General features: G+C 66.0%; 27 protein-coding genes and 1 tRNA gene. 16 read left to right on the forward strand and 12 right to left on the reverse strand.

The annotated features are described in order from the left end of the window. Position 1: 1 nt before the first annotated feature. The 3 genes from BMZ21_RS16560 (at position 2) to BMZ21_RS16570 (ending at position 3831) form a co-directional block, all read left to right on the forward strand. Positions 2-1336 (forward strand): ABC transporter substrate-binding protein, encoded by a 1335-nt coding sequence (locus BMZ21_RS16560; RefSeq protein WP_091836545.1) that lies wholly within the window; start codon positions 2-4, stop codon positions 1334-1336. 130 nt (positions 1337-1466) lie between these two features. Then, positions 1467-2297: a phosphodiesterase gene (locus BMZ21_RS16565; RefSeq protein WP_091836547.1), complete on the forward strand. Its 831-nt coding sequence runs from the start codon at positions 1467-1469 to the stop codon at positions 2295-2297. 97 nt (positions 2298-2394) lie between these two features. Then, positions 2395-3831: a homospermidine synthase gene (locus BMZ21_RS16570; protein ID WP_091836550.1), complete on the forward strand. Its 1437-nt coding sequence runs from the start codon at positions 2395-2397 to the stop codon at positions 3829-3831. A gap of 56 nt (positions 3832-3887) precedes the next feature. Here the strand turns inward: BMZ21_RS16570 and BMZ21_RS16575 are convergent, their stop codons facing one another. Then, the gene (locus BMZ21_RS16575) at positions 3888-4193 is read right to left on the reverse strand and encodes a hypothetical protein (RefSeq protein WP_091836552.1); all 306 of its coding nucleotides are present in this window, start codon (positions 4191-4193) and stop codon (positions 3888-3890) included. Positions 4194-4316: 123 nt separating this feature from the next. Continuing rightward, positions 4317-5378 carry a hypothetical protein gene (locus tag BMZ21_RS16580; protein ID WP_143079723.1) on the reverse strand — a complete coding sequence of 354 codons (1062 nt, stop codon included), beginning with the start codon at positions 5376-5378 and terminating at the stop codon, positions 4317-4319. A 464-nt stretch (positions 5379-5842) separates the two neighbouring features. On the opposite strand from BMZ21_RS16580, the gene BMZ21_RS16585 reads away from it, so the two are divergent. Together BMZ21_RS16585 and BMZ21_RS16590 are read left to right on the forward strand one after the other, a co-directional pair. Continuing rightward, on the forward strand, positions 5843-6877 hold the full coding sequence (locus BMZ21_RS16585) for an aspartate-semialdehyde dehydrogenase (protein WP_091836556.1): 1035 nt from the start codon (positions 5843-5845) through the stop codon (positions 6875-6877). A 151-nt stretch (positions 6878-7028) separates the two neighbouring features. Next, positions 7029-7976, forward strand: a complete 948-nt coding sequence (locus BMZ21_RS16590; protein ID WP_244543877.1) for a DMT family transporter — start codon at positions 7029-7031, stop codon at positions 7974-7976. A gap of 25 nt (positions 7977-8001) precedes the next feature. Here BMZ21_RS16590 and BMZ21_RS16595 read toward each other — a convergent pair whose 3' ends face one another. After that, positions 8002-8670 (reverse strand): TetR/AcrR family transcriptional regulator, encoded by a 669-nt coding sequence (locus BMZ21_RS16595; RefSeq protein ID WP_091836558.1) that lies wholly within the window; start codon positions 8668-8670, stop codon positions 8002-8004. A 149-nt stretch (positions 8671-8819) separates the two neighbouring features. Here BMZ21_RS16595 and BMZ21_RS16600 point away from each other — a divergent pair, with 149 nt between their 5' ends. From BMZ21_RS16600 to BMZ21_RS16625, 6 genes are all read left to right on the forward strand, one after another. Further along, the gene (locus BMZ21_RS16600) at positions 8820-10025 is read left to right on the forward strand and encodes an HlyD family secretion protein (protein ID WP_091836561.1); all 1206 of its coding nucleotides are present in this window, start codon (positions 8820-8822) and stop codon (positions 10023-10025) included. Positions 10026-10194: 169 nt separating this feature from the next. Further along, entirely contained in the window at positions 10195-11784 is a 1590-nt protein-coding gene (locus BMZ21_RS16605) for a DHA2 family efflux MFS transporter permease subunit (protein WP_091836563.1), read from the forward strand. A gap of 171 nt (positions 11785-11955) precedes the next feature. After that, the gene (gene irrA / locus BMZ21_RS16610) at positions 11956-12489 is read left to right on the forward strand and encodes an iron response transcriptional regulator IrrA (RefSeq protein WP_091836566.1); all 534 of its coding nucleotides are present in this window, start codon (positions 11956-11958) and stop codon (positions 12487-12489) included. Further along, positions 12486-12773 carry a (2Fe-2S)-binding protein gene (locus BMZ21_RS16615; RefSeq protein ID WP_091836568.1) on the forward strand — a complete coding sequence of 96 codons (288 nt, stop codon included), beginning with the start codon at positions 12486-12488 and terminating at the stop codon, positions 12771-12773. The genes irrA and BMZ21_RS16615 overlap by 4 nt, the downstream gene beginning before the upstream one ends. Positions 12774-12883: 110 nt before the next feature. Continuing rightward, complete coding sequence (gene bfr / locus BMZ21_RS16620) at positions 12884-13372, forward strand: bacterioferritin (RefSeq protein WP_057191938.1); 489 nt, start codon at positions 12884-12886, stop codon at positions 13370-13372. A 127-nt stretch (positions 13373-13499) separates the two neighbouring features. After that, the gene (locus BMZ21_RS16625) at positions 13500-14039 is read left to right on the forward strand and encodes an MOSC domain-containing protein (RefSeq protein WP_091836571.1); all 540 of its coding nucleotides are present in this window, start codon (positions 13500-13502) and stop codon (positions 14037-14039) included. 101 nt (positions 14040-14140) lie between these two features. Here BMZ21_RS16625 and BMZ21_RS31005 read toward each other — a convergent pair whose 3' ends face one another. The 4 genes from BMZ21_RS31005 to BMZ21_RS16645 all read right to left on the reverse strand — a co-directional run bounded on the left by BMZ21_RS31005 (position 14141) and on the right by BMZ21_RS16645 (position 16380). Next, positions 14141-14800, reverse strand: a complete 660-nt coding sequence (locus BMZ21_RS31005; RefSeq protein ID WP_091836574.1) for a cold-shock protein — start codon at positions 14798-14800, stop codon at positions 14141-14143. Between the two features lie 179 nt (positions 14801-14979). After that, the gene (locus BMZ21_RS16635; protein ID WP_091836577.1) at positions 14980-15699 is read right to left on the reverse strand and encodes a carbonic anhydrase; all 720 of its coding nucleotides are present in this window, start codon (positions 15697-15699) and stop codon (positions 14980-14982) included. A gap of 70 nt (positions 15700-15769) precedes the next feature. Next, positions 15770-16084 carry a DUF167 family protein gene (locus BMZ21_RS16640; protein WP_091836580.1) on the reverse strand — a complete coding sequence of 105 codons (315 nt, stop codon included), beginning with the start codon at positions 16082-16084 and terminating at the stop codon, positions 15770-15772. A gap of 5 nt (positions 16085-16089) precedes the next feature. Further along, positions 16090-16380, reverse strand: a complete 291-nt coding sequence (locus BMZ21_RS16645) for a YggT family protein (protein ID WP_091836582.1) — start codon at positions 16378-16380, stop codon at positions 16090-16092. A gap of 109 nt (positions 16381-16489) precedes the next feature. Between BMZ21_RS16645 and BMZ21_RS16650 the strand changes: the two genes are divergently transcribed. The 3 genes from BMZ21_RS16650 (at position 16490) to BMZ21_RS16660 (ending at position 19098) form a co-directional block, all read left to right on the forward strand. Then, a tRNA-Ala gene (locus BMZ21_RS16650) sits at positions 16490-16565 on the forward strand. A 133-nt stretch (positions 16566-16698) separates the two neighbouring features. Beyond that, complete coding sequence (locus tag BMZ21_RS16655; protein ID WP_091836584.1) at positions 16699-17556, forward strand: LysR family transcriptional regulator; 858 nt, start codon at positions 16699-16701, stop codon at positions 17554-17556. A gap of 189 nt (positions 17557-17745) precedes the next feature. Continuing rightward, positions 17746-19098 (forward strand): amidohydrolase family protein, encoded by a 1353-nt coding sequence (locus tag BMZ21_RS16660; protein WP_244543878.1) that lies wholly within the window; start codon positions 17746-17748, stop codon positions 19096-19098. A 70-nt stretch (positions 19099-19168) separates the two neighbouring features. Here the strand turns inward: BMZ21_RS16660 and BMZ21_RS16665 are convergent, their stop codons facing one another. After that, entirely contained in the window at positions 19169-19624 is a 456-nt protein-coding gene (locus BMZ21_RS16665; RefSeq protein WP_091836588.1) for a hypothetical protein, read from the reverse strand. A gap of 135 nt (positions 19625-19759) precedes the next feature. On the opposite strand from BMZ21_RS16665, the gene BMZ21_RS16670 reads away from it, so the two are divergent. Further along, positions 19760-19966 carry a hypothetical protein gene (locus tag BMZ21_RS16670; RefSeq protein ID WP_091836590.1) on the forward strand — a complete coding sequence of 69 codons (207 nt, stop codon included), beginning with the start codon at positions 19760-19762 and terminating at the stop codon, positions 19964-19966. 76 nt (positions 19967-20042) lie between these two features. Further along, positions 20043-20684 (forward strand): hypothetical protein, encoded by a 642-nt coding sequence (locus BMZ21_RS16675; protein ID WP_091836592.1) that lies wholly within the window; start codon positions 20043-20045, stop codon positions 20682-20684. A 17-nt stretch (positions 20685-20701) separates the two neighbouring features. On the opposite strand, the gene BMZ21_RS16680 is transcribed toward BMZ21_RS16675, so the two are convergent. From BMZ21_RS16680 to iolE, 4 genes are all read right to left on the reverse strand, one after another. Next, positions 20702-20977 (reverse strand): hypothetical protein, encoded by a 276-nt coding sequence (locus BMZ21_RS16680; protein ID WP_091836594.1) that lies wholly within the window; start codon positions 20975-20977, stop codon positions 20702-20704. A 159-nt stretch (positions 20978-21136) separates the two neighbouring features. Beyond that, positions 21137-21889 carry a hypothetical protein gene (locus BMZ21_RS16685; protein ID WP_244543879.1) on the reverse strand — a complete coding sequence of 251 codons (753 nt, stop codon included), beginning with the start codon at positions 21887-21889 and terminating at the stop codon, positions 21137-21139. After that, positions 21886-22689 (reverse strand): 5-deoxy-glucuronate isomerase, encoded by an 804-nt coding sequence (gene iolB / locus BMZ21_RS16690; protein WP_091836598.1) that lies wholly within the window; start codon positions 22687-22689, stop codon positions 21886-21888. The genes BMZ21_RS16685 and iolB overlap by 4 nt, the downstream gene beginning before the upstream one ends. A gap of 15 nt (positions 22690-22704) precedes the next feature. Further along, complete coding sequence (gene iolE / locus BMZ21_RS16695; RefSeq protein WP_091836600.1) at positions 22705-23604, reverse strand: myo-inosose-2 dehydratase; 900 nt, start codon at positions 23602-23604, stop codon at positions 22705-22707. Positions 23605-23609 lie beyond the last annotated feature (5 nt).

A 23609-nucleotide genomic window follows, 5' to 3' on the forward strand; every position in this document is an offset into this window, starting at 1 on the left:
AATGACCAGCACCACCCGCAGATCGGTCCTCGCCGGCGCGGCACTTGCCGCTTCCTTCGCGGTCGCACCCGCTTTCGCGCAGGCGCCGACCGAGATCGAGCTGTTCTTCCCCGTCCCGGTCGACGGGCAGCTCGCCCGTGACATGACCGCGCTGATCAAGGAGTTCAACGAGAAGAACCCTGCGATCAAGGCGACGCCGGTCTACACCGGCTCCTATGACGAGACGCTGATCAAGACCCGCGCCGCGATGAAGGCCGGCAAGCCGCCGGCCGCCGTGATCATGTCGGCCAACTTCCTGCTCGATCTCAAGATCGAGGGCGAGATCCAGAAGCTGGATGACCTCATCAAGGCCGACGGCAAGAGCAACGACGCCTATATGGGCCAGTTCTTCCGCGCACTGCACGGCAACGCCGTGCTCGACCGCTCGGTTTACGGCGTCCCCTTCCATAATTCGACGCCGCTGCTCTACGTCAACGCCGACCACTTCAAGGAAGTTGGCCTCGATCCGGAGAAGCTGCCGACGAACTGGGAAGAGCTCGCCGCAGCCGCCAAGAAGCTGACCAGGCGCGAGGGCGACCGCGTCACCCGCTGGGGCATCATGGCGCCCTCGAACTACGATTACGGCGGCTGGATCCTGCAGGCCCTGACCCAGTCGAACGGCGGCCAGTGGTTCAATGTCGATTACGGCGGCGAGGTCTACTATGACAGCCCGTCCATGCTCGGCGCCCTGACCTTCTGGTCGGACCTCGTCGCCAAGCACAAGGTCCACCCGGCCGGGGTCCAGGCGGGGGGCGCGGTCTCGACCGCTTTCCTCTCCGGTCAGGCCTCGATGATACTGCTCTCGACCGGCTCGCTGACTCATATCCGCACCAACGCGAAGTTCCCCTACAAGGTCGCGTTCGTGCCGAAGAACGTGAAGAACGAGGTGCCGATCGGTGGCGCCTCGCTTGTCATCCCGACTGGCGTCGAAGGCGAGCGCCGCAAGGCTGCCTGGACGCTGATCAACTGGATGACCTCGCCGGAGAAGTCCGGCTGGTGGAGCCGCGCCACCGGCTACTTCGCGCCGAACATGGCCGCCTACGAGCTGCCGGAGATGAAGGAGTTCATCGCCAAGAACCCGGATGCCGGCATCGCCGTCAGCCAGCTCGCCTATGCCAAGCCCTGGTTCGCGACCTATAAGACGGTTCCGGTCCGCAAGGCGATCGAGGACGAGCTCCAGGCCGTCCTCTCCGGCAAGAAGCAGCCGAAGGAAGCACTCGTCTCGGCCCAGAAGACCGCCGACGAGATCATGAAGCCCTATGTCGAGCAGACCGCCCTCAAGCTGCCGACGCAGTAAAGAGCGATCGCCATCTTCATGGTCGGGCTTGTCCCGACCATCCACGTCCTCCCTTCATCCACGTCGCAAGACGTGGATGCTCGGCACAAGGCCGAGCATGACGGGGAACCAAGACTCGGATCGTAACGCCATGCTGATCGCCCACATCACCGACCTTCACATCCGCCCGCTCGGCAAGCCGGCCTATCGCGTCTCCGAGACCAATGCCCTGACCGAGCGCGCGCTCGACGTCGTCGCGGCCCTGCGCCCGCAGCCGGATGCGCTGGTGATCACCGGCGACCTCACCGATTGCGGCCTCGCCGAGGAATACGGGCTGCTGGCCAACCTGCTGGAACGGATCGAGGTGCCGGTGCTGCTGCTGCCGGGCAATCACGATCGCCGCGAGACCTTGACGACCGGCCTGACGCTCGGACCGCACGCCGTGCTCGACGACGGCTTCGTCCAGTTCAGCGCCGACCTCGGCGATGTCAGGCTGATCGGCCTCGACACCCTGCTGCCCGGCCAGAGCGCCGGCGCACTCTGCGACAAGCGCCTCGGCTTCCTGGAGAAGGCGCTCGCCGGTGCGAACTGCAAGCCGGTCGTCATCTTCATGCACCACCCGCCCTTCGACTGCGGCATCATCCACATGGACCGAATTCGCCTGCTCGAAGGCGCTGATGGCTTCCGCGAGATCGTCGCCCGTTATCCGAATGTCGAGCGCATTCTCTGCGGCCACCATCACCGGCCGATCACGACGCGCTTCGCCGGCACGATCGCGCAGATCGCTCCGAGCGTGACGCATCAGGTCACGCTCGATCTCGCGCCCGAAGGTCCGGCGACCTTCCATATGGAGCCGCCGGCTTACTACCTGCACAGCTATCGCGCCGGCACCGGCCTCGTCAGCCACATGGCCTATGTCGAGCGCTATCCGGGTCCCTACCCCTTCGTGCTCGACGCCGATTATCCCGGCGCGCACGCCTGATACCGCCTGCCTGTCGCCTCTTCCGGTTGACCCTGGGGACGCCAGGCCATACCAGCGTCCGCTTATCCACCAAGGCACGACCCAGGAGTTGAAAAGAATGACGGATTGGCCCGTATACGGCGAGATCAGCGGCCCGATCGTGATGATCGGCTTCGGTTCGATCGGCCGCGGGACGCTGCCGCTGATCGAGCGGCATCTCAAATTCGACAAGAGCCGGTTCGTGGTGATCGCACCCGACGCCGACAACCGCGCTTTGCTGGACGAGCGCGGCATCCGCTTCATCCAGGAAGCCGTGACGCTCGAGAACTACAAGACCATGCTGGAGCCGCTGCTGACCGCGGGCGGTGGCCAGGGCTTCTGCGTCAACCTCTCCTGCGACACCGGCTCGCGCGACATCATGGAGCTCTGCTCCAGCCTCGGTGCGCTCTATATCGACACGGTCAACGAGCCCTGGCTCGGCTTCTATTTCGACGAGACGAAGGGTCCGGGCGAGCGCTCGAATTATGCGCTGCGCGAGATGACTCTCGCTGCCAAGCGCGCCCGCGCGCCGGGCTCGACCACGGCCGTCTCCTGCTGCGGCGCCAACCCCGGCATGGCCTCCTGGCTGGCCAAGAAGGCTCTGCTGAACATCGCCTCCGACATGCGCCTCAACGTGCCGCAGCCGACCACCCGCGAGGAATGGGCCGGGCTGATGAAGCAGGTCGGCGTCAAGGGCATCCATATCGCCGAGCGCGACACGCAGCGCTCGAAGAACCCCAAGCCGCCGGGCGTCTTCGTCAACACCTGGTCGGTCGAAGGCTTCATCTCCGAGGGCGTGCAGCCGGCCGAGCTCGGCTGGGGCACCCATGAGAAGTGGATGCCGGACAATGCCCGCACCCACGAGACCGGTTCGCAGGCGGCGATCTACCTGATGCAGCCCGGCGCCGAGACGAAGGTACGCAGCTGGTGCCCGACCCCGGGTCCGCAATACGGCTTCCTGGTGACGCACAACGAGTCGATCTCGATCGCCGACTACTTCACCGTGCGTGACGAGGCCGGCAAGGCGATCTACCGGCCGACCTGCCACTACGCCTATCACCCGGCCAACGACGCCGTGCTTTCGCTGCACGAGATGTTCGGCAATGCCGGCCGGCCGCAGGAAGAGCACCACATCCTCGAGGAAAACGAGGTCATCGACGGCATCGACGAGCTCGGCGTGCTGCTCTACGGCCACGACAAGGGCGCCTACTGGTTCGGCTCGCAGCTCTCGACGGAGGAGGCGCGCAAGCTCGCTCCCTACCAGACCGCGACCGGCCTGCAGGTCACCTCCGCCGTGCTCGCCGGCATGGTCTGGGCGCTGGAGAACCCCAAGGCCGGCATCGTCGAGGTCGAGGAGATGGATCTCGACCGCTGCCTTTCGATCCAGATGCCCTATCTCGGGCCGGTGCAGGGCTATTACACCGACTGGACGCCGCTCGACGGCCGCCCGGGCCTGTTCCCGGAGGATATCGACACCTCCGACCCCTGGCAGTTCAAGAACATCCTGGTGCGCTGATCGTCACAGCAAAAGGCCCGCCTCACGGCGGGCCTTTTTCATTTCGAACGCTGCGCTCAGAAACGCGGCGTCGAGAAGCTGTTGGCGAAGGGGTTGGCGCCCGAGCCGATGCGCGAGGGCAGCGTGCCCTCGCCATAGAGCTCGCCCGCAGCCGAATAGACCGGGCTCGCCACGAAATGCTGCGAGGCATAGCGGTTCATGCTGCCGACGGGTACGACATTGCCGGCGTCGAAATAGCTGCGCTTCTGGACGGTGACACGCAAAGGCTTGCGCTGTTGCTGCGCCTCGGCCACCGAGGCGGCAAAGGTGACCGCTGCGACCGACAGGGCGAGACCAGCGGCGAGACGGGAAAGCGAACGCATGACGATCTCCTGAGGCGGTTGCCCCCGCCGAAGTTGCCGGCGGATCGGCTATCGCAGACGATACAATTCCCGAGTTAATGCTTTTGTTGCGCCTTGCCAGTGCAGGGCGGCCACACGAGGCCGTTACCGCGCTTGCGCCTGCTTGCTGCTGGTCGGCCGCAGCGCCGGGGCCTTGCCGTCGGCGTCGAGCCAGGAGCCCTTTCGGCCGGTCGCCGCAAGCCGCGGCACCGAGCAGCCCTGCCGGCGGTTGAGCTCGGTGCGGGCGAAATTGCTGCGCAGCTCGGGATCGTCGCCGGCGCTCAGGAGATCGATCCGGTCGATCAGGCAGATCAATTGCGCCCTGTCGGCCGGTCGCGCCTCGCTCCCGCACCACCAGCCGGAGAAGGACAGATGCGCCGCCCCGTCGAGATGGCGGAAGGCGATGCAGGCTCGCCCGGCTTTGCCGTCGCTCAGGCCGATATCGGCGGTCTCGACGGTGCCGAACTTGGTCTCGATCGTGGTCGCCGCACCGCTGCGCCCGACCGAGAGGCCACGCGCCGCACTCTCGCGCACCAGCGTGATCACGAAGGGTTGCGCCTGCCCGGCGAGTGCCTTCTGCACCTGTGCATCACGGTTGACCTGGAACTTGAGCGCCAGGAAGGATTTGCTGTCGCCGAATTCGCCGAAGCTCAGCATGTCCTCGCGGCGCTGGCCGTCCTGGCTGCGCCGCGCCTCATAGGCGCTGCGCTTGTCGAGCTCGGGCGACTCCAGGCCAAACAGCGCGATCGGACGACCGATCATCACCCAGCCGTCCTGTCCGGCGGCCATCGGTAGCGCCTGGAGGCGAACATCGCGTACCAGCGGAGCGGCTACGGCCTCCGTCGAGGCCAGATTGGCGAGCGCAGGTTCCGACGAACCGGAAGAAAGACCGGCAACGAGCATCGCAGTCAGGCTCACTCCGGTCAGCGCGGCGAGGCCGCGCCAGACGAGGCCGCCCGTCAAGCCGATCGCGCCGGAACGCAGCAAGCGCAGCACGGGCCGCATGATCCGCGCAAAGCCGGCTTCGGTCGCGTCGGCGAGATCGACCAGCCGGGCCGCGAGATCGAAGCGGCCCGGTGCGGCGTCGGCCAAGCCCTGCAGGCGCGGCAGAAGGCGTTGCCCGCTGTCCTGCAGGCGCAGCTTGAGGCGCTGCCAGATGGCGCTCATCTCGTCCCCGGACACGACAATACCCAACCCGTTGGACGGCCCGCACTCCTGCAAGCCGCTTCGTCCCACTCGCAGGCGAGCTTTCGCCGGCCGTGATGAGCAGGCCGTTACCGGACGCGCTTCATCGCGAAACAGGGTCAATGGCGGGTAAGGAGGCAGGGTTAATGCCGGCGCTGCAGCAGGACGATTGACTTTTCACGGCAGCTTGTGTTTGGGATTGCGCGCCGGGCACTTATCTCCCGGCTTCGCGATGATGTTCAGGTTGGCTCTGTGACGTTCCGTCTGACGACGAAAACCACGACCAAAACGACGGCCGGGAAAACCCGGACGTCGCACTGACACGTCGCCTCGATTCCGGGATCTCCCCCCCGGCCGGGGTCAACCGGCCGAACCCGCGATCGAGATGAGCGGCGACGGCCTCCCCGGGGAGGCACAACCGGTTTCGCCAGAAGGAATTCATAGAGATGAGCTTCAAGGTCGCGGTCGTCGGCGCCACGGGCAATGTGGGCCATGAAATGCTCGACATCCTCGCCGAGCGCGCTTTCCCCGTCAGCGAGGTGGTGGCGCTCGCCTCCTCCCGCTCGGTCGGCACCGAGGTCTCCTTCGGTGACAAGACGCTGAAGGTGAAGGCGCTCGAGCATTACGATTTCTCCGACACCGATATCTGCCTGATGTCGGCGGGCGGCGCGGTCTCGAAGGAATGGTCGCCGAAGATCGGAGCGCAGGGCGCCGTCGTGATCGACAACTCCTCGACCTGGCGCATGCATCCCGACGTGCCGCTGGTCGTGCCGGAGGTGAACGCCGCCGCGGCCGCCGGCTTCAGCAAGATGAACATCATCGCCAACCCGAACTGCTCGACCGCGCAGCTCGTCGTGGCGCTGAAGCCGCTGCATGAGCGCTTCGGCGTCAAGCGCGTCGTCGTCTCGACCTATCAGTCGGTCTCCGGCGCCGGCAAGGAGGCGATGGACGAGCTCTTCAACCAGACCCGCTCGGTCTTTGCCGCCGGCGAAGTCCAGGCCAAGAAGTTCTCCAAGCGCATCGCCTTCAACGTCATCCCGCACATCGACGTCTTCATGGAAGACGGCTTCACCAAGGAAGAGTGGAAGATGATGGCGGAGACCAAGAAGATCCTCGATCCGAAGATCAAGCTGACCGCCACCTGTGTACGCGTGCCGGTCTTCATCGGCCATTCCGAGAGCGTCAACATCGAGTGCGAGAAGCCGGTGACCGCCGACGAGGCGCGCGAGGTGCTGCGTACCGCTCCCGGCATCCTTGTCATCGACAAGCACGAGCCCGGCGGCTACATCACCCCGCACGAGGCAGCCGGCGAGGATGCGACCTACATCTCGCGCATCCGCGAGGACGCCACGGTCGAGAACGGCCTCGCCTTCTGGTGCGTCTCGGACAATCTGCGCAAGGGCGCCGCGCTCAACGCGGTCCAGATCGCCGAGGTGCTGGTTAACCGAAAGCTGATCCAGCCGCGCAAGCAAGCCGCCTGAGTTCAGCGCGCTTCCTTTAAAGAAAATTTCAAGGCGGGCGTCATGCCCGCCTTTTTCTTGCGCGCACGCATGGCGGCCGTGCCGGATTTGCGCGAGGGATCGCCCCGATCATCGGCTAGGGTCGGCTTCTCCTAGAGATTCACCGAAGCCCTTGCCCGACACCCTGACCAGAGTGCCTCTGCCGGTCGAACCAGCCCCGGCCGAGCCGCCGCAACGTCCCGCTCCGCGACGTGACAACAGCCTGCGCGGCATCGGCCTGATGCTGCTCGGCAGCGTCTTTCTTTCGGCCGCCGACGTCGCCTCGAAATACCTCACTGCCACGACGCCGGCGATCCAGGTCGTCTGGCTGCGCTATGCCGCCTTCGCCCTGATCATGCTGGCTGTCGCCGCTCCCGGCGGCTTCAAACAGCTGAAGCCGCGGCGCGCGGGCATGCAGATCCTGCGCGGCGTCGCCGTCACCGTCTCCTCGATCCTGTTCGTCTCGTCGCTGAGATACCTGCCGATCGCCGACGCGACCGCGACGAGCTTCGTCTCGCCGCTCTTCGTCACTGCCTTGTCGATCCCGATCCTCGGCGAGAAGATCGGCTGGCGGCGCTGGACCGCGACCGCCGTCGGCCTGATCGGCGTGCTGATCGTCGTGCGTCCCGGCGGCAGCGATTTCCAGGCAGCTTCGATACTGCCGGTCCTCTCGGCCGTGACCTGGGCCTTTGCGCTGATCGTCACCCGGATGATGAGCGCGACCGAGAACCCCGTGACGACGCTCGCCTGGTCGGCGGTCGTCGGCTGGATCGTGCTCTCGGCGCTCCAGCCTCTGACCTGGCAGCCACTCTCGACTGAAGCGCTGCTGGTCGGCCTGTTCATCGGCGTCTCGTCGACCGTCGGCCACTGGTTCGTGATCCAGGCCTTCCGGCATGCCGACGCCTCGCTGCTGGCGCCCTTCTCCTATGTGCAGCTGCTCTGGGCCTCGGCCTTCGGCTTCATCCTGTTCTCGGTGCTGCCCGACGCCGTGACCTGGTTCGGCTCGGCGATCATCATCGCATCAGGCCTTTATACCGCCCATCGCGAACGCATCAGGGCCCGCAGGGTGATCGGGCGCTGATTCCGGAGAGGCTCACGGAGCCGCCTCAGGCCTTCTTGGCCCCATAGCGCGCCATGAAGGTCGCTACCGCCTCGCCGACGACATAGGCGATCTCGTCCTCGCTCGGCGGCACGCGCTCGGCATTGAACAGGCGTGGGCGCATCAGGGTCGACTGCGAGAGATCGACGAACTGTGCTGCCGCCAGGGCCGCATTTGCTATGGCCAACTCGCCCTGCTCGACGCGGCGGGCGAGGAAGGCGGCAAGCTGCTGTGCCCCCTGCATCGGGCCGCGCTCATAGAACTCGCGGCCGAGGTCGGGCATGCGCTCGGCGACCCCGAGCACGATGCGATGGGCGCTCAGCGCGAAGGGATTGGTCAGCAGGCGAACCAGCCCGCTGCCAAAATTCGTCAGCGCGAGCGTGAGATCGGGCTCTTCGGCCAGGGCCGCATACATGCCCTGCTTCTGCTTCTCGCGCTCGCGCTCGATCAGCGCGACGAAGAGATGCTCCTTGTCCTCGAAATAGACATAGAGCGTGCCCTTGGAGACGTTCGCGGCCGAAGCGATGTCGTTCATGCTGGCGGCGTCGAAGCCGCGGGCCGTGAACACGGCATGCGCCCCTTCCAGGATCTGGTGACGCTTCTCGGGATCGGCACCCGCGACCCGCCGGTTGCGGGAGATCGCCTTGACATGTCGCGGCTCGAGCGTCGCGCTCATTATGTTCCATCCGTCCCGCGCATGTTCGCGCTTGCAAAAATAATCGAACCGAGCGGTTCGATTTCCTCTTGATATGCACCTCGTACGGCGCTATTTCAAGCACAATCGAACCGAGCGGTTCGAAACCAGATTGTCAGGGCATTGTCACCATGACTGCCGAAACCACCGTTGAAAAGCGCCTGGCGCCACGCCGCGACCGTCTGAAGCTGGTCGATCCGGCGCTGGAACAGACTCCCGCGCCCGTCGAAGGCCGCAAGGCGAGCGAGGACGTTGCCGCCCCGCCCCAGGCTGCCGAGAAGCCGGCGCGCAAGCGCAGCGGCGTCAAGCGCGTCGCGCTGATCCTCGTCGCTGGCACGGCGCTTGCCGCCGGCCTCTGGTACGGCATCGACTGGTGGCGCAATGGCCGCTTTATCGTCTCGACCGATGACGCCTATGTCGGCGCAGAGATGGCGACGATCTCTGCCAAGCTGCCCGCCAACATCGCCGCGATCGCGGTGACGCAGAACCAGGAGATCAAGGCCGGTCAGCCTCTCGTCAAGCTCGACGATGGCGACCAGCGCATCGCGCTGGAGAGTGCCCAGGCCAAGAGCGCCACCGCCAAGGCCACGCTCTCGCGCATCGACGCGCAGATCGAGGCTGCCCGCGCCAGCCTGCAGCAGGCGCAGGCACAGCAGACCTCGGCCGAGGCCGCCGTCACCCGCACCACCGCCGATTTCGAGCGCGCCAGCAACCTCGCCGCCAAGTCCTATGGTTCGCAGGCGACGCTCGACGCCGCCACCGCCGCGCGCGACCAGGCCGTCGCCTCGCTCGCCAGCGCCAAGGCCGGCGTGGTGCAGGCGCAGGCCAATATCGAGGTGCTCAAAGCCCAGCGCGTCGAGGCCGCCCGCCAGATCGACGAGCTCAAGGTCGCCGAGGACAAGGCTGCGCGCGACCTCTCCTTCATGTCTATCTCGGCGCCGATCGATGGCCTCGTCGCCAATACCAACATGCAGCTCGGCGACCTCGTCAGTGCCGGCAAGCGCCTGATGTCGATCGTGCCGCTCGACCAGGTCTATGTCGACGCCAATTTCAAGGAGACGCAGGTCGGCCCGCTGAAGATCGGCGACAAGGCGAAGATCACCGTCGACGCCCTGCCCGGCCAGGTCTTCGACGGCACGGTCAGCGGCATCGCCGGCGGCACCGGCTCGGTCTTCACCCTGCTGCCGCCCGACAACGCCACCGGTAACTTCACCAAGATTGTTCAGCGCGTGCCCGTCCGCATCGCCCTGTCGCCGGAATCGGCCGGCAAGCACATTCTGCGCCCGGGCATGTCGGTCGTGGTCTCGATCGACCCGCGCCCGAGCGCGCAGAAATAGCCAGCCGTCCGGGCCCTCGACCCGAGGAGCCATTTCCGACCGGGAAATGGCGATGTGCCAATGTTCAATCGCCCCTTCTGGGCCAAAGCGCACCGCGCCTCACGGCGCTCCTCGGGCCGGGGGCCCGGTTCCGCAGACCAGATTGAAATCCCCAGTCGAGGAGGCCGGCATGGCCACCGCCACGACGACCATTCCGGCCGGCGCCGCGCCGGCGCCAGACGCCATTCCGCTGCGCCGGGTCTTCGCCTTCATGGCGATGGTCTTCGGCATGTTCATGGCGATCCTCGACATCCAGATCGTCTCGGCCTCGCTGGCGGAGATCCAGGCCGGCCTGTCCGCGTCGAGCGACGAGATCGCCTGGGTCCAGACCGCCTATCTGATCGCCGAAGTCATCATGATCCCCTTGTCCGGCTATCTCAGCCGGGCGCTCTCGACCCGCGTCTTCTTCTCGATCGCCGCCGCCGGCTTCACCATTGCGAGCGTGCTCTGCGCCATGTCGAGCTCGATCAATGAGATGATCCTTTGGCGGGCGATCCAGGGCTTCATCGGCGGCGGCATGATCCCCGGCGTGTTCGCCGCGGCGTTTACCATCTTCCCGGCCTCGAAGCGGCCGATCGTCTCGCCGCTGATCGGCTTGATCGCGACGCTCGCCCCCACCATCGGCCCGACCGTCGGCGGCTATCTCAGCCACGCCTTCTCCTGGCACTGGCTCTTCTTGGTCAATCTCGTACCCGGCATCGCCGTCACCATCGCGGCCTGGAACCTGATCGACTTCGACAAGCCGGACCACAGCCTCCTCAAGCGCTTCGACTGGGTCGGGCTCGGCGCCATGGCCGCCTTCCTCGGCAGCATGGAATACGTGCTCGAGGAAGGGACGCGGCTCGACTGGTTCGAGAGCCACGAGATCGTGCTCTTCACCTTCGTGATGATCATCGGTGCCGTGCTGTTCTTCTGGCGGGCGCTGACGCGGAACGACCCGCTGGTCGATCTCTATGCCTTCAGGAACCGCAACTTCGCCTTCGGCTCGCTGTTCTCCTTCACCATGGGCATCGGCCTCTACGGACTGACCTATCTCTACCCGGTCTATCTCGGGCGGATCCGCGGCTATGACGCGCTGATGATCGGAGAGACCATGTTCGTCACCGGCCTCGCCATGTTCCTGACGGCGCCGATCGCCGGGCGCCTGTCGACCAAGCTCGACCCGCGCATCATGATGATGATCGGCTTTGGTGGCTTCGCACTCGGCACCTACCTCGCCTCGGCCATCACCGCCGATTGGGATTTCCACGAGCTGCTGGTGCCGCAGATCCTGCGCGGCTGCTCGCTGATGCTGTGCATGGTGCCGATCAACAACCTGGCGCTCGGGACCCTGCCGCCGCAGCAGCTCAAGAACGCCTCCGGCCTTTACAATCTCACCCGCAATCTCGGCGGTGCGGTTGGGCTCGCCGTCATCAACACCCTGCTCAACAACCGCACCGACCTGCACATCGCCCGGTTGCATGAGGCCGTCGCCGCCGGCCGCCAGATCGCCGAGGAGAATCTCGCCTCGATGACGCAGCGCTTCATCGAGTATGGCGACGCCGCCCAGTCGATGGCACTGAAGCTGCTGACGCAGCGGGCCCACAAGCAGGCGCTGGTCATGGCCTTCGGCGACGTCTTCCTCGGCCTGACCGTGATCTTCGGCGCCCTAGTGCTGCTGTCCCTCTTCATGACCAAGCCGCCGGCTGCCAAGCCCGGAGCCGCAGGCGGTGGGCACTAAAGACGCCCCAAATTGCGGCCCCCTGCACCGTGGACAACCCCCTGATGCGTCTTGCCGCAGGTGCGAGGAGATTGACAGCCGGTTTCGGAGAAGGCAAAAATATCAATAATATCAGTAGTTTAGATAAATTCTAAACTACAATGACACCGATCTTCGAGTTGGAAGGCGTTCATGAGCATTCTGTCCCTCAAGGATGGCATCCCGGCGCGGACCCAGGCGGAACAGATCCCCTGGCCCCAGAAGGCCCCGGCTGCTTGCCCCATCAGCGCGGTCAAGGCACGCCTGCGGAGCGTCGGCCTGCGCCCGACCCGCCAGCGCATGGCGCTGGGCTGGCTGCTCTTCGCCAAGGGCGACCGCCATGTCAGCGCCGAGATGCTCTACGAGGAGGCGCTGCGCGCCCGCGAGCCGCTCTCGCTCGCCACCGTCTACAACACGCTGCGTCAGTTCTCCGAGGCCGGCCTGCTGCGCCAGGTCTCGGTCTCCGGGCCGAAGACCTTCTTCGACACCAATGTCTCGGAGCATCACCACTTCTACAACGAGGACGACGAGACCGTCGTCGACATCCCCGGTTCCGAGATTCACGTCTCGGGCCTGCCGGTCGCGCCGGAAGGCATGATGATCTCCTCGGTCGAGGTGATCGTGCGCCTGCGTCGCGCCGATGGCGAGGAGACGGTGACGAAGGTCGCCGGGGGTCACCGGGCGTGATCGTCTGCTCCTGCAACGTCCTGTCCTGCCGGCAGATCAAGGGCACGATCGCCCCTGACGGCAGCGGTCCGCGCACGGCGGGCGAGGCCTATGACTGCCTCGGCTGCAGCCCGGATTGCGGACGTTGTGCCCGCGAGGTCCGCTCCTTGCTCGTCGAGGCGCGCGCCGCTTGCGCTAGCCAGTGCCATAGCTGCGCCAGCCACGATGTCGAATGCGCCGTGCATGTCTCGGTCGGCCTGATGATGGCCGGCATCGAGGAGAACGACGACCGCGTCGCCGCCTGATCCGGCACGGCGCGTTTTCTCGCGCCTGGCGCGCAATCTCTCCTTCCCTTTCCGAGCGAGGCGCTCTACATTAGGATCATTCTAATGTAGTCGATTGCGAGGAGCGCGGCATGAAGGGCGACAAGAAGGTCATCGAATACCTCAACAAGGGCCTGCGCTCCGAGCTCACGGCCATCAACCAGTACTGGCTGCACTACCGGATGCTCGATAATTGGGGGCTGAAGGACATGGCCAAGACCTGGAAGAAGGAATCGATCGAGGAGATGGTCCATGCCGACCGTTTCGTCGACCGCATCCTCTTCCTCGAAGGCTTCCCGAATCTCCAGACCCTCGACGCGCTGCGCATCGGCGAGAACGTCAAGGAAGTGATCGAATGCGACCTCAAGGCCGAGGTCGAGGCACGCTCCCTCTATCAGGAAGCGGCGAAGTATTGCCGCGACGTCGGCGACTACCCGTCCGAGGACCTGTTCAAGGCCCTGATGAAGGACGAGGAAGGCCATATCGACTTCCTCGAAACCCAGCTCGACCTGATCGGCCGCATCGGCCTCGAACTCTACACCCAGAAGCATGTCGGCGGGCTCGAGGGCGACGAGCACTGACCTGCAGCAGCTGTTTCAAAAGGGGCGATCGACCGGGCCTGGTGACAGGCCCGGTTTTTTTTTGCGCAGCTGCCTCCCCAAATACGGCAGCGCGTGTCAGAGAGCGGCGACCAGTAGGGAGGAACGAATGGCTGAGATCGTCGCCGTAGCTCGGGATGAAGGCCACCGCTTCAGCAAGCCGCTGCTGCCGGCGATTCGCCTGCTCGCCGGCCTCGGCGTCGAAGGCGACGCCCATTGCGGCGAGACGGTGAAGCATCGCTCGCGTGTCGCCGTCGATCCGACGCAGCCGAATCTGCGTCAGGTCCATCTGATCCAGGCAGAGCTGTTCGAGGAACTCGCGGCCCGCGGTTTCTCGCTGCAGCCTGGCGATATGGGCGAGAATGTCACCACGCGCGGGCTCGACCTGCTCGCTTTGCCCACCGGTGCCCAGCTGCGGCTCGGCCCCAACGCACTCGTCGAGATCACGGGCCTGCGCAATCCTTGCGTCCAGATCGAAGCCTTCCAGCCCGGCTTGCTAAAGGCCGTGCTCGGTCGCGATGCGAATGGCGGGCTGATCCGCAAAGCCGGAATCATGTCAATCGTGCTGGAGGGGGGAGAGGTCCGTCCCGGCGATTCAATCGAGATCAGCTTGCCCGCTTTGCCGCACCGGGCCCTCGAACGCGTTTGAGGCGGCGGAGCCTTTCGGCCCGCCGCCTCATCGAAGCGTGAAGATCACCGACTGGTCAGGCTGAGGCAGCCTGACCAGCGATATGCGCTCGCGACAGCTTCTCAGAGGAAGCTGATGTTCGCGGCTTCGGGGCCTTTCTTGCCGGCGCGGATCGAGAAGCGCACGCGCTGCCCGTCCATCGGCGGCTGCAGGCCGCTGCGGCTCAGCGACGAGACATGCAGGAACACGTCCGGCCCTCCCTTGTCGGGGGCGATAAAGCCGAAGCCGCGATCGGTATTGAAGAACTTCACGGCGCCGTCGAACGGACCTTCCATCGGGGCGCTGGCGCCACGATCGAAGCCGCCGCGATCGCCGCGGTCGAAGCCGCCACGGTCGCCGCGGTCATAGCCGCCGCCACCCCCATAGCCGCCACCAAAATCGTCGCGCGGCGGGCGCGGCGAGAACGGACGGCCACCGCCTCCCGGACCGCCGGCGCCACGCGGCGCGGCGGGGGCTGCGGTCGAGGCATCGATCTCGTGGACGGAGACGACCTGCAGGCCGCGCCGGCCTTCGCCGAGATCGCAGATAATGGTCGCACCGGGCTGCAGATCCTGCGGATCCTGCGGGCCGATGGCCGAGATGTGGAGAAAAACGTCGCCGGAGCCGTCCGCCGGAGAGGCAAAGCCGAAGCCTTTCTCCGGATCGAACCACTTGACCTTGGCTTCGATATTCTCGTGGGTGACGAAGGGCGCCGGGGCGGCGGGCTTACGACGATCGAACATGCAGCTTCAACGATAGTGACCGGGAGCGCGCAATCTAGCGCAAGCTTCTGGGTTCGTCATCGGTGCGGCGCAGCAAAAATGCTTGTCCGGCGAAATCATGCCGGATTGCAAATTTTTTCCCCAGCGACCGCCGTTTCAAGCGGCGGATCGACTAAAACTCACCCGTTCCGGAGCAGACGTCAACCGTCCTGTCCAGGCTCCGCCTCCGAGCAGCGGATCATCTGCACTTTCTTGGGCATCTCGCCGACCGCCGGGACGAACTGTCCGGTCTGCGGATCGAGGAGCATCAGCGTGCCAGTAGCGACAGCGAAATAGGCGCCATGCAGGTGCAGTCTGCCCTTGCTCTCGAGGATGTTGATGCAGGGGAAGGTGCGCAGGTTCGCGAGCGATTGCTGGACCGAGAGCAAAGCGAGGCGCTCGACATAATCGTCCAAGGTCTCGTTTCGGCCGCGCCCGCCCGAGCGCCTGGCCGCGGGTTCGACCAGCGTGATCCAGCGGCCGATGAAGTCGCCGGACGACAGCGGCCCCTGCGTATCGTCGGCGAAGGCTCTGATGCCTCCGCAGCGGCCATGGCCGAGCACGACGATATGTTCGACCTTGAGCGCCTGTACGCCGTATTCCAGCGCAGCTGAGGTCCCGTGCAGCTGGTCGTCGGGCGAGAAAGGCGGGATCAGATTGGCGATGTTGCGGACCACGAACATCTCGCCTGGGCTCGCATCGAAGATCACCTCGGGCGAGACCCGCGAATCGCAGCAGCCGATCAGCATGATCTTCGGCGTCTGCCCACTCTCTGCGAGTTTTTGGTAACGACTCTGTTCGCGCACGAAGCGATCGTCGAGGAAGGCGCGATAGCCCTCCGTCAGGCGCTGCGGGAACGGCTCGGGAGCTTGCTGGTCCATGCTTCAGTTGGGCCAGAAGCCGACGGCCTTCGTCAAGAGCCCGTCCAGCTGATTCTGCTGCAACGCAGCATCAAATCTCGCAAAACTGCTTCTGCAGTTGCGCCGCCAGCGCCTGCGCGTCGCCGCGAATCAGAATGCGCTTCAATCGCGCACTCGCGCCTGCCGTCAGCGAAACCTGGGAGCGGGAGACCGACAACTCCTTGGCCAGCAACGCGATCAGCGCGGCATTGGCCTCGCCCTCGCTCGGAGCTGACCGGACCCTGGCCTTCAGCACGTCGCGCCCGTCGGCCAGCGTCTCGACGCCGTCGAGGCCATCGCGCCCGCCGCGCGGCGTCAGGCGGACGGAAAGCGCGAGCCCGTCCGGCGTGACCGACCAGGCGGCCATCCAGCCTAGAAAACGTTAGGGTAGATGTAGCGGGTGATCACGCTCTGGATGAAGAAGATCAGCAGCAACAGGATGATCGGCGAGATGTCGATGCCGCCGAGATTGGGCAGCATGTTGCGGATCGGCCGCAGCGCCGGCTCGGTGATGCGGTAGAGGAAATCCCAGACCGTCGAGACGAACTGGTTGCGCGTGTTGACGACGTTGAAGGCGATCAGCCAGCTCAGCACGGCCGAGGCGATCAGGATCCAGACATAGAGGTTCAGCGCCAGCATCACGACGTCGAGAACGGCACGCATCGAGCAGCATCTCCGAGAAGGCCAGGCGCTCCGCGACGAGCACCCACAAAACTCCTGCCGCAAGCGATTGACAGGAGCGCAACGCAGGGCCTAGAAGGCCAGCGCCTTGGGGGCTGTAGCTCAGATGGGAGAGCGCTGCAATCGCACTGCAGAGGTCAGGGGTTCGAATCCCCTCAGCTCCACCAGGCCTAACGACTGATCGTTGATCTCCCAAAATCATGCCGCTGAAGCCGCTTGAGCGATGGCCTCGCCTTGGCTGCCGGCGCTCGCGCTGCCTAGTATCGGGCGACACGCCTCGAACCGCCCGGCAGCGCGACGATGACCCGCTACCCCATGTTCAACCCGCAGCTGCTGCAGAGCTTCGTCGCGGTCTGTGAGAGCATGAGCTTCACCCGCGCCGCCGAGCGGGTCTCGCTGTCGCAATCGACCGTCAGCCAGCAGGTCCGGCGGCTGGAGGAGATGCTGGGCAAGGCTCTGTTCGAGCGCAATCCGCATCAGGTGCAATTGACCGAGGAGGGCAGCCGGCTGCTCAGCTATGCAAGGCGCATCCTCGCTCTGCACGAAGAGGCACATGACGCGCTGACCGGCTTCTGGCGAGACGGTGTCCTGCGGCTGGGCATGCCCGAGGATTTCACCGTGCCGACCGCAGGCTTGCTCGCGCAGTTCAGTCTGGCGGAGCCGCATCTGCGGCTCGACGTCACCAGCGGCCTCAGCGCCGATCTCTACAGTGCCTATGAGCGCGAAGAGCTCGACCTCGTCCTGGTCAAGCAGCGCCGCCGCCAGCCACCGCGCGCCGCGCGACCCGAGCCGCTGCTCTGGCTCGACAGCCTGGCCCACCCCGCCATCGAGCGTGCGCCGGTGCCGCTGGCGGTCTTCCCGCTCAACGGGCTCTACCGCGAGGAACTGTGCGAGGCGCTGGACAGCCTCGGCATACGCTGGCGCGTCAGCTATGCCAGCACGAGCCTGGCAGCCCTCGTCGCCGCCTCCGCCGCCGGTCTCGGCCTGACCCTGCTTCCCGCGAGCTGCCGGCAGCAAGGCCACCGCGTGCTCGGAGCTGCTGAAGGCCTGCCGGAGGTGACCGGCTTCGAGTTGGCGCTCTACTATCGCGACAATGCCCCGAGTGCGACCGAGGCCCTCGCCGGGGCACTGGCTGGCTTCTGCGGCCTCCAGCCATAGCGCGATCTCTGGCGCTCATTGCTGGCTATCGACTTGAACGCATTGATCATTGCCGAATCGAATGATCATCATGGGCAAACATCGCTGCCAATGCTTGCCCTCGTCCCGTAGATCGGAGCCACAAGCTCACAGTCAGATCGGGGAAACACCATGGGCAGCGTGCAGCACCAGAGCCGCAGGGGCTTTCTCATGCAGACCGGCCAGCTCACCACGTCAGCCGCGATTATCGGCCTGGCCGGTAGCGCAGAGGCAGCGCCCGCTAAGGCTGGGAAGGACGATGCCAAGACCGGCATCACCACATTGACGGACCGCCACTACTATCTCGGTGGCGTCCGGCTCGAAGACGGCTTCGACTATGACGGCGACATCGTGGTCGGCACCCGCACCGGGCTCTACACGCTGGAGATCAAGGACGGGGCGATCGCCGCCCTGCATCCGGCCGGCGCCACCCTTTCCGCCGCGCTGCCGCGCTACGATGCCGGCGGCCAGCTGGCGCTCCCGGCGATGCGCGACATGCACATCCACCTCGACAAGACCTTCTATGGCGGCCCCTGGCAGGCGCCGCGCCCGCGCCAGGGCAAGACGATCATGGACATGATCGCGCTGGAGGAGAAGCTGATCCCGACCCTGCTGCCGACCTCGCAGGAGCGCGCCGAGGGCCTGATCGCGCTCCTGCAGTCGAAGGGCACGACCACCGCCCGCAGCCATTGCAACATCGATCCGGTCAGCGGGCTGAAGAGCCTGGAGCACCTGTTGCTCGCGCTCGAGAAGCACCGCGACGACTTCTCCTGCGAGATCGTCGCCTTCCCGCAGCACGGCCTGCTGCACTCCAAGGTCGACGGGCTGATGCGCGAGGCCATGCAAATGGGCGTGCACTATGTCGGCGGGCTCGATCCGACCAATGTCGACAAGGCGATGGAGAAATCGCTCGACGCGATGTTCCAGATCGCGCTCGACACCGGCAAGGGCGTCGACATCCACCTGCACGAGACCGGCGCGTCCGGCGCCGCGGCTGTCACCTACATGATCGACACGGTCGAGAAGAATCCGGCTTTGCGCGGCAAGGTGACGATCAGCCATGGCTTCGCTTTGGCGACAATGGCGCCCGGCCTGCAGGCGGAGACGATCCAGCGTCTCTCGGCCCAGAAAATGACGATCGCCTCGACCGTGCCGCTCGGCGCCCTGACGATGCCGCTGCCGCAATTGCAGGACAAGGGCGTCTTCGTGATGACCGGCACCGACAGCGTCATCGACCACTGGTCGCCCTTCGGCAGCGGCGACATGCTGGAGCGGTCCTACCTTTACGCGCAGGTCTATCGGAACTCGGACGAATTCCGTCTGTCGCGCTCGCTCGCCATCGCGACCGGCGGCGTCCTGCCGCTCGACGACGAGGGCAAGCGCGCCTGGCCGAAGGTCGGCGACACCGCCGGCTTCACGCTGGTCGGCGCGAGTTGCTCCGCCGAGGCGGTCGCGCGCATTCCGGCGCGCAGCGCCACCTTCCACAAGGGCCGGATGGTCTATGGCAGCGTCGGCAAAGCCTGAGACGGCCCGGCACTCATAAAGTCGAGATGCAGGCGCGCCCGGAAATCGGGCGCGCCACGCTGATCTCTGCTCAGCCCTTCAGCTTGGCGTTGCACTGGCTCCAATAGCCGCCGCCCTTCTCGATCCACTTCAACTCGCCATTGGCGTTGGCGGCCTTGTTGGCGTTGTACTGGTCGGCGCAGGTCTTGAGGCGCGCGCGGCCGGCGGTCTCATCCGAATATTTCGTCGCGACGGCCTTCGGGAACACCGCGGCCTTGGCCTTGCCCGCGGGCTTCGCCGGGGTCGCCGCAGCTGGCGTCGCCGCCGGAGCGTCCGTCACCGCCGCGGCCGCATCGTTCTCGGAGGCGTCGTCGTCGGCGCAGTTGGCCTTGCGGAAATCGTTCCACTTCTGGCCCTTCAGCGTGTTCGCCTTCTTGGCGTCCTGATACTTTGCGCTGCACTCCTTCATCGTCAGGGCCGAGGCCGGCGCGCCGGCAAGGCCCATGGTCATCAGAGCAAGGGCGGTGGAGAACAGAAGCGTCTTCATGTGCAGTCTCCCTGGGCGATAAATCGAGCTCGCCGCAGCGAGCTTAACCAACGCCGGGAATCTCTGCCATTGCCTTGCGGCAACTTCTTGGCGTGTCGAGCGTTTACAGCCCGGTCATTTAAAGAGGATCAAGCCATGAAGACATTCACTCTCGCCGCCCTTGCCGTCATGGCCATGGGTCTGGGCGCCTGCTCGACCACGGAAGAGCGTATCGGCGGCGCGGCCGTCGGTGCTGGAACCGGCGCGGTCGTCGCCGGGCCGGTCGGTGCCGTCGTGGGGGGGGCTGCCGGCGCCGTCACCGGCCCGACAGTGGCTCGCACCACGCGACGGGCGGTGCGCTAAACGCGATCGGCGGCGGAACCCTACCGCCGCTCCTTCGTTTCGACCATGAAGCCATTCGAGCCCATGGAGTCGAACGATGGACAACGACAAGCGCCTGCCGCCGGACGTACCCTCGCACGAGGATGAGATCGACCGTGCGACGGGTAGCGTCGCGGCTCGGGCCGCAGACCTCGCCAATCGCACGGCAGAAACCGTCAAGGACGGTTATGGACGGGCCAAGGAGAAGCTGGCCGAGATCGATCCCCGCGACACATTGCGCGACGCCGGCCGCTATGCCCAGGAAACCGGCGAAGCAGCAGTCGAGACGGTCAACCGCCACCCGCTCGCGGCCTTTGCCATCGGCGCGGTCAGCGTGGGCCTGCTCGCCTGGGCGATGACGCCACGCCGGTCGAGCTGGCAACCCGACACATCAGGCTGGACACGCATGCTGCGCGACTACAGCGACCAGGCGCTGCGCGCCGGGCGCGATCTCGTCGGCAGTGGCCGCGAACAGCTCGATCGCAGCCGAGATTATGCCAGCCGCGGGCAGGAATATCTCGACATGGGCCGCGATTACGCCCGTGAAGGCGGCCAGATGCTCATGCGTCGCGGCGAGCGCGAGCCCCTTGCCGCTGTGGTCGGCGTCGGACTGGCGCTCTACGTGATCGGCTCTCTTCTGAGCAGCAGCGGCAGCAGCGGCCAGTCGCAACCTGCCGCCCGCCGCCGGGCCAAGCGGTAACCGATCGACTGGGCGGCTCAGCCCCGGCGCGAGGCCTTCTCCGCCTGGCGAGCCGCCTGCTTCTCGGCATCGCCGGCCCGCACAACACTCCGGATCGTCAGCGGCGGCTTGCCCGACCTCTCGGCGATCACGCGGTCCTGCTCCTGAATTGCCTCCAGCGCGGGATCGTCGCCATCGATCCCGCCGAGCAGCTCGGTGGGGACACGGCGATTGGAGCTGCGCGAGCCGTCCTCATAGAACACGTCGAACAGTACGAAGGCCGCGTCGAGCGGCTTTGACTTCTTGCGGGCCATGTTCAGTCCTGTTGGTTGAGCGATCTGCCCGGCCGCAGCGCTCGATGGCGGGCCGAGAGATCGCGGAGCCGCGCGAGCGGCGGCAGAAAGCGATGGCCGCGAGGTAGACCTGTCAGGCCGGCAAGGCAAGCCGGAACGGCGCCAAGGACGAGATGCAGCCTATGCCAGACTCAGTGTCTCGACGATCTGCGAGTCGAGCACGAGGTCGTCGCTGGCCCCCATCAGCCACAGGCTGTCGGCTGTGAAGCGCAGGATCGGCCTGTCCCACCAGCGCTCGATCAGACCGGCGAGCGCTGCAGTCTCGGCCACGTCGAGATCGTCGCTCAGGTTCCAGATGCCGACCACATAGAGATCACTGGTCGGCCGCCCGAGCGCCCGCTGGAGAAGGTGGAGCATGTTCTGCCCGTCGCGGCGTTCCGGGTACAGTCGCAGATAGAGCCGGCCGCGATTGACGTTGCCCGAGAACAAGCCGCGCAGTTCCATTGCGACAGGCCCGATGCGCGACAGCGCATCGAGCGCGGCAGGATCGATCACCGGCGGCGCACCGACCGACAGCGAGCTGCACACCGTCGCATGCAGCTTCGCCTGCCGCCGGCTGACGATGTCCCAGGCGATCTTGCCCGCGAACGGCGACGCGCGCAGCTCGCGCTCCAGCTCCTGGTAAGCCGGCGCCTCCTGCAAGCCCAGCGTCGGCACCACCAGTGAATAGATCGGCGGGTGCCGACCGTTGTCGTAATGCGTGCCGTCCTTGCGCGCGATCGCCCTGGGATGGGCAGGGTCGATCAGCGGCAGATGCGCCAGGCGGTAGCTATCGTCGAGCGCCATTCCGGCACCTGCAACGAAGGCCGTGCGGCTCCTGAGATAGGCGAGATCCTCGTCGCCGATCAGCTCGATCCCGGTCGCCTCGCTCACGCCTTCAGCATCCACTCATGCGCAGGGTCGTTGTGGAACTTCCAGACCCGCTTTGGCCCGGCCATGACGTTGAGATAATACAGCTCGTAGCCATGCGGCGCGCCGACGGGGTGGTAGCCCTTCGGCACCAGAACGACGTCGCCATCCGAGAACGCCATGGTCTCGTCGAGCGAACGGTCGTCGGTATAGACGCGCTGGAAGCCGAAGCCCTGCGGCGGGTCGAGGCGATGGTAATAGGTCTCCTCCAGCAGCGATTCAGCCGGCAGATTGTCCTGATCATGCTTGTGCGGCGGATAGCTCGACCAGCACCCCGAAGGCGTGATCACCTCGACGACGAGCAGGCCGTCGGCGGCTTCCGTCTCCGGCAGGATGTTGCGGACATGGCGGGTGTTGCTGCCCTCCCCGCGCGTCAGCGAACCGACATCGGCCGGGCCGATGATGCGGGCAGGCCGCGCCCCGGCCGCACCCGGCGCCGAGCAGATCGCAAGCTCGCATGGTCCCTGTGCGGTGAGGCTCCAGTTCGAGCCGGCCGGCACATAAAGCGACCAGGGATCGGGCTCGAACGGCGAGGAGCGCCCGCCGATCACGCCGAAATCCTGCCCCGCCGCGCTCGCCGCGACCTTGCCCGAGAGCAGCACGAGACAATGCTCCCTGTCCCCGGTCTCACGCGACAGGCTCTGCCCGGCGGCCAGCTTGTGCACGGCGAATCCGACATGCTCCCAGCCGGCCGTCTCGGGCGTGACCTCATGGATGCGCCCCTCGGCATCGGGCGCCTGCGGCTTGACCAGCAGCTTCGACATCGCTCGCATCCAGGCTCAGGCGAGCCCGGCCTCCTTCAGGCTCTGCTTGAGATGGGCGACGCCCTTCTTGGCATAGGTCAACGGATGCGCCTTCTGCGGATCCTGCTCGGCCTCGACCACGACCCAGCCGGAATAGCCCGGCAGCGCCTTAAAGACGGCGGGGTAGTCGACCATGCCGTCGCCCGGTACGGTGTATACGCCAAGTTCCTGCCCCTTGCCGAGGATGGCGTCGAGGAAGCTCCAGTCCTCCTTGCGCGCCTGCTCCATCACGCCCTTGCGCACATCCTTGGCATGGACATGGCTGATGCGGGCACGGTAGCGCTGCGCGAGCTTGACCGGGTCGGCCCCGCCCCAGGTCGCATGGCCGGTATCGAGCAGGAGATGCGCCGCCTCGCCCGTCGCGGCCATGAAGGCGTCGATATCGGCCTCGCTCTCGACGATGGTGCCCATATGGTGGTGGTAGACCAGCCGGACGCCCTCGGCGAGCGTGCGCTCGGCGACCTCGGTGATCCTGCGGCCGAACTGCGCCCAATCGCCGGCTGCCATCACCGGCCGCTGCGACAAAGGCTTCGAGCGGTCGCCATGGATTGCGTTCGACGTCTCGGCAAAGACCAGCACGGTCGAGCCCATCGCCTTGAGCAGGTCGAGATGGGCACGCAAATGCTCCATCTCCTCATCAGCGTCGCGCTTCAGCAATTCGGCCGAATACCAGCCGGAGATACAGGCCATGCCGAACGGATCGAGCGCCGCCTTCAGCGCATTGGGCTCGCGCGGGAATTTGTGGCCGAGTTCCATGCCGACGAAGCCGGCTTCGCGGGCCTCGGCCAGGCAGGTTTCGAGCGGCGTCGCGCCGCCGATGTCCTGCAGATCGTCATTCGACCAGCCGATGGGGTTGGCGCCGATACGGATAGGCATGTCGT

It is taken from the genome of Allobosea lupini (assembly GCF_900109525.1).
Classification (GTDB): domain Bacteria; phylum Pseudomonadota; class Alphaproteobacteria; order Rhizobiales; family Beijerinckiaceae; genus Allobosea; species Allobosea lupini.

Bases quoted from the DNA above. Each gene is read 5' to 3' on its own strand.
- BMZ21_RS16675 (WP_091836592.1), top strand. From the start codon at position 20,043: ATGGACAACGACAAGCGCCTGCCGCCGGACGTACCCTCGCACGAGGAT.
- BMZ21_RS16595 (WP_091836558.1), bottom strand. From the start codon at position 8,670: ATGAGCGCGACGCTCGAGCCGCGACATGTCAAGGCGATCTCCCGCAAC.
- BMZ21_RS16655 (WP_091836584.1), top strand. From the start codon at position 16,699: ATGACCCGCTACCCCATGTTCAACCCGCAGCTGCTGCAGAGCTTCGTC.
- BMZ21_RS16645 (WP_091836582.1), bottom strand. From the start codon at position 16,380: ATGCGTGCCGTTCTCGACGTCGTGATGCTGGCGCTGAACCTCTATGTC.
- BMZ21_RS16635 (WP_091836577.1), bottom strand. From the start codon at position 15,699: ATGGACCAGCAAGCTCCCGAGCCGTTCCCGCAGCGCCTGACGGAGGGC.
- BMZ21_RS31005 (WP_091836574.1), bottom strand. From the start codon at position 14,800: ATGTTCGATCGTCGTAAGCCCGCCGCCCCGGCGCCCTTCGTCACCCAC.
- BMZ21_RS16565 (WP_091836547.1), top strand. From the start codon at position 1,467: ATGCTGATCGCCCACATCACCGACCTTCACATCCGCCCGCTCGGCAAG.
- iolB (WP_091836598.1), bottom strand. From the start codon at position 22,689: ATGTCGAAGCTGCTGGTCAAGCCGCAGGCGCCCGATGCCGAGGGGCGC.
- BMZ21_RS16560 (WP_091836545.1), top strand. From the start codon at position 2: ATGACCAGCACCACCCGCAGATCGGTCCTCGCCGGCGCGGCACTTGCC.
- BMZ21_RS16585 (WP_091836556.1), top strand. From the start codon at position 5,843: ATGAGCTTCAAGGTCGCGGTCGTCGGCGCCACGGGCAATGTGGGCCAT.
- bfr (WP_057191938.1), top strand. From the start codon at position 12,884: ATGAAGGGCGACAAGAAGGTCATCGAATACCTCAACAAGGGCCTGCGC.
- BMZ21_RS16670 (WP_091836590.1), top strand. From the start codon at position 19,760: ATGAAGACATTCACTCTCGCCGCCCTTGCCGTCATGGCCATGGGTCTG.
- BMZ21_RS16605 (WP_091836563.1), top strand. From the start codon at position 10,195: ATGGCCACCGCCACGACGACCATTCCGGCCGGCGCCGCGCCGGCGCCA.
- BMZ21_RS16640 (WP_091836580.1), bottom strand. From the start codon at position 16,084: ATGGCCGCCTGGTCGGTCACGCCGGACGGGCTCGCGCTTTCCGTCCGC.
- iolE (WP_091836600.1), bottom strand. From the start codon at position 23,604: ATGCCTATCCGTATCGGCGCCAACCCCATCGGCTGGTCGAATGACGAT.
- irrA (WP_091836566.1), top strand. From the start codon at position 11,956: ATGAGCATTCTGTCCCTCAAGGATGGCATCCCGGCGCGGACCCAGGCG.
- BMZ21_RS16575 (WP_091836552.1), bottom strand. From the start codon at position 4,193: ATGCGTTCGCTTTCCCGTCTCGCCGCTGGTCTCGCCCTGTCGGTCGCA.
- BMZ21_RS16665 (WP_091836588.1), bottom strand. From the start codon at position 19,624: ATGAAGACGCTTCTGTTCTCCACCGCCCTTGCTCTGATGACCATGGGC.
- BMZ21_RS16580 (WP_143079723.1), bottom strand. From the start codon at position 5,378: ATGAGCGCCATCTGGCAGCGCCTCAAGCTGCGCCTGCAGGACAGCGGG.
- BMZ21_RS16660 (WP_244543878.1), top strand. From the start codon at position 17,746: ATGCAGACCGGCCAGCTCACCACGTCAGCCGCGATTATCGGCCTGGCC.
- BMZ21_RS16570 (WP_091836550.1), top strand. From the start codon at position 2,395: ATGACGGATTGGCCCGTATACGGCGAGATCAGCGGCCCGATCGTGATG.
- BMZ21_RS16680 (WP_091836594.1), bottom strand. From the start codon at position 20,977: ATGGCCCGCAAGAAGTCAAAGCCGCTCGACGCGGCCTTCGTACTGTTC.
- BMZ21_RS16600 (WP_091836561.1), top strand. From the start codon at position 8,820: ATGACTGCCGAAACCACCGTTGAAAAGCGCCTGGCGCCACGCCGCGAC.
- BMZ21_RS16625 (WP_091836571.1), top strand. From the start codon at position 13,500: ATGGCTGAGATCGTCGCCGTAGCTCGGGATGAAGGCCACCGCTTCAGC.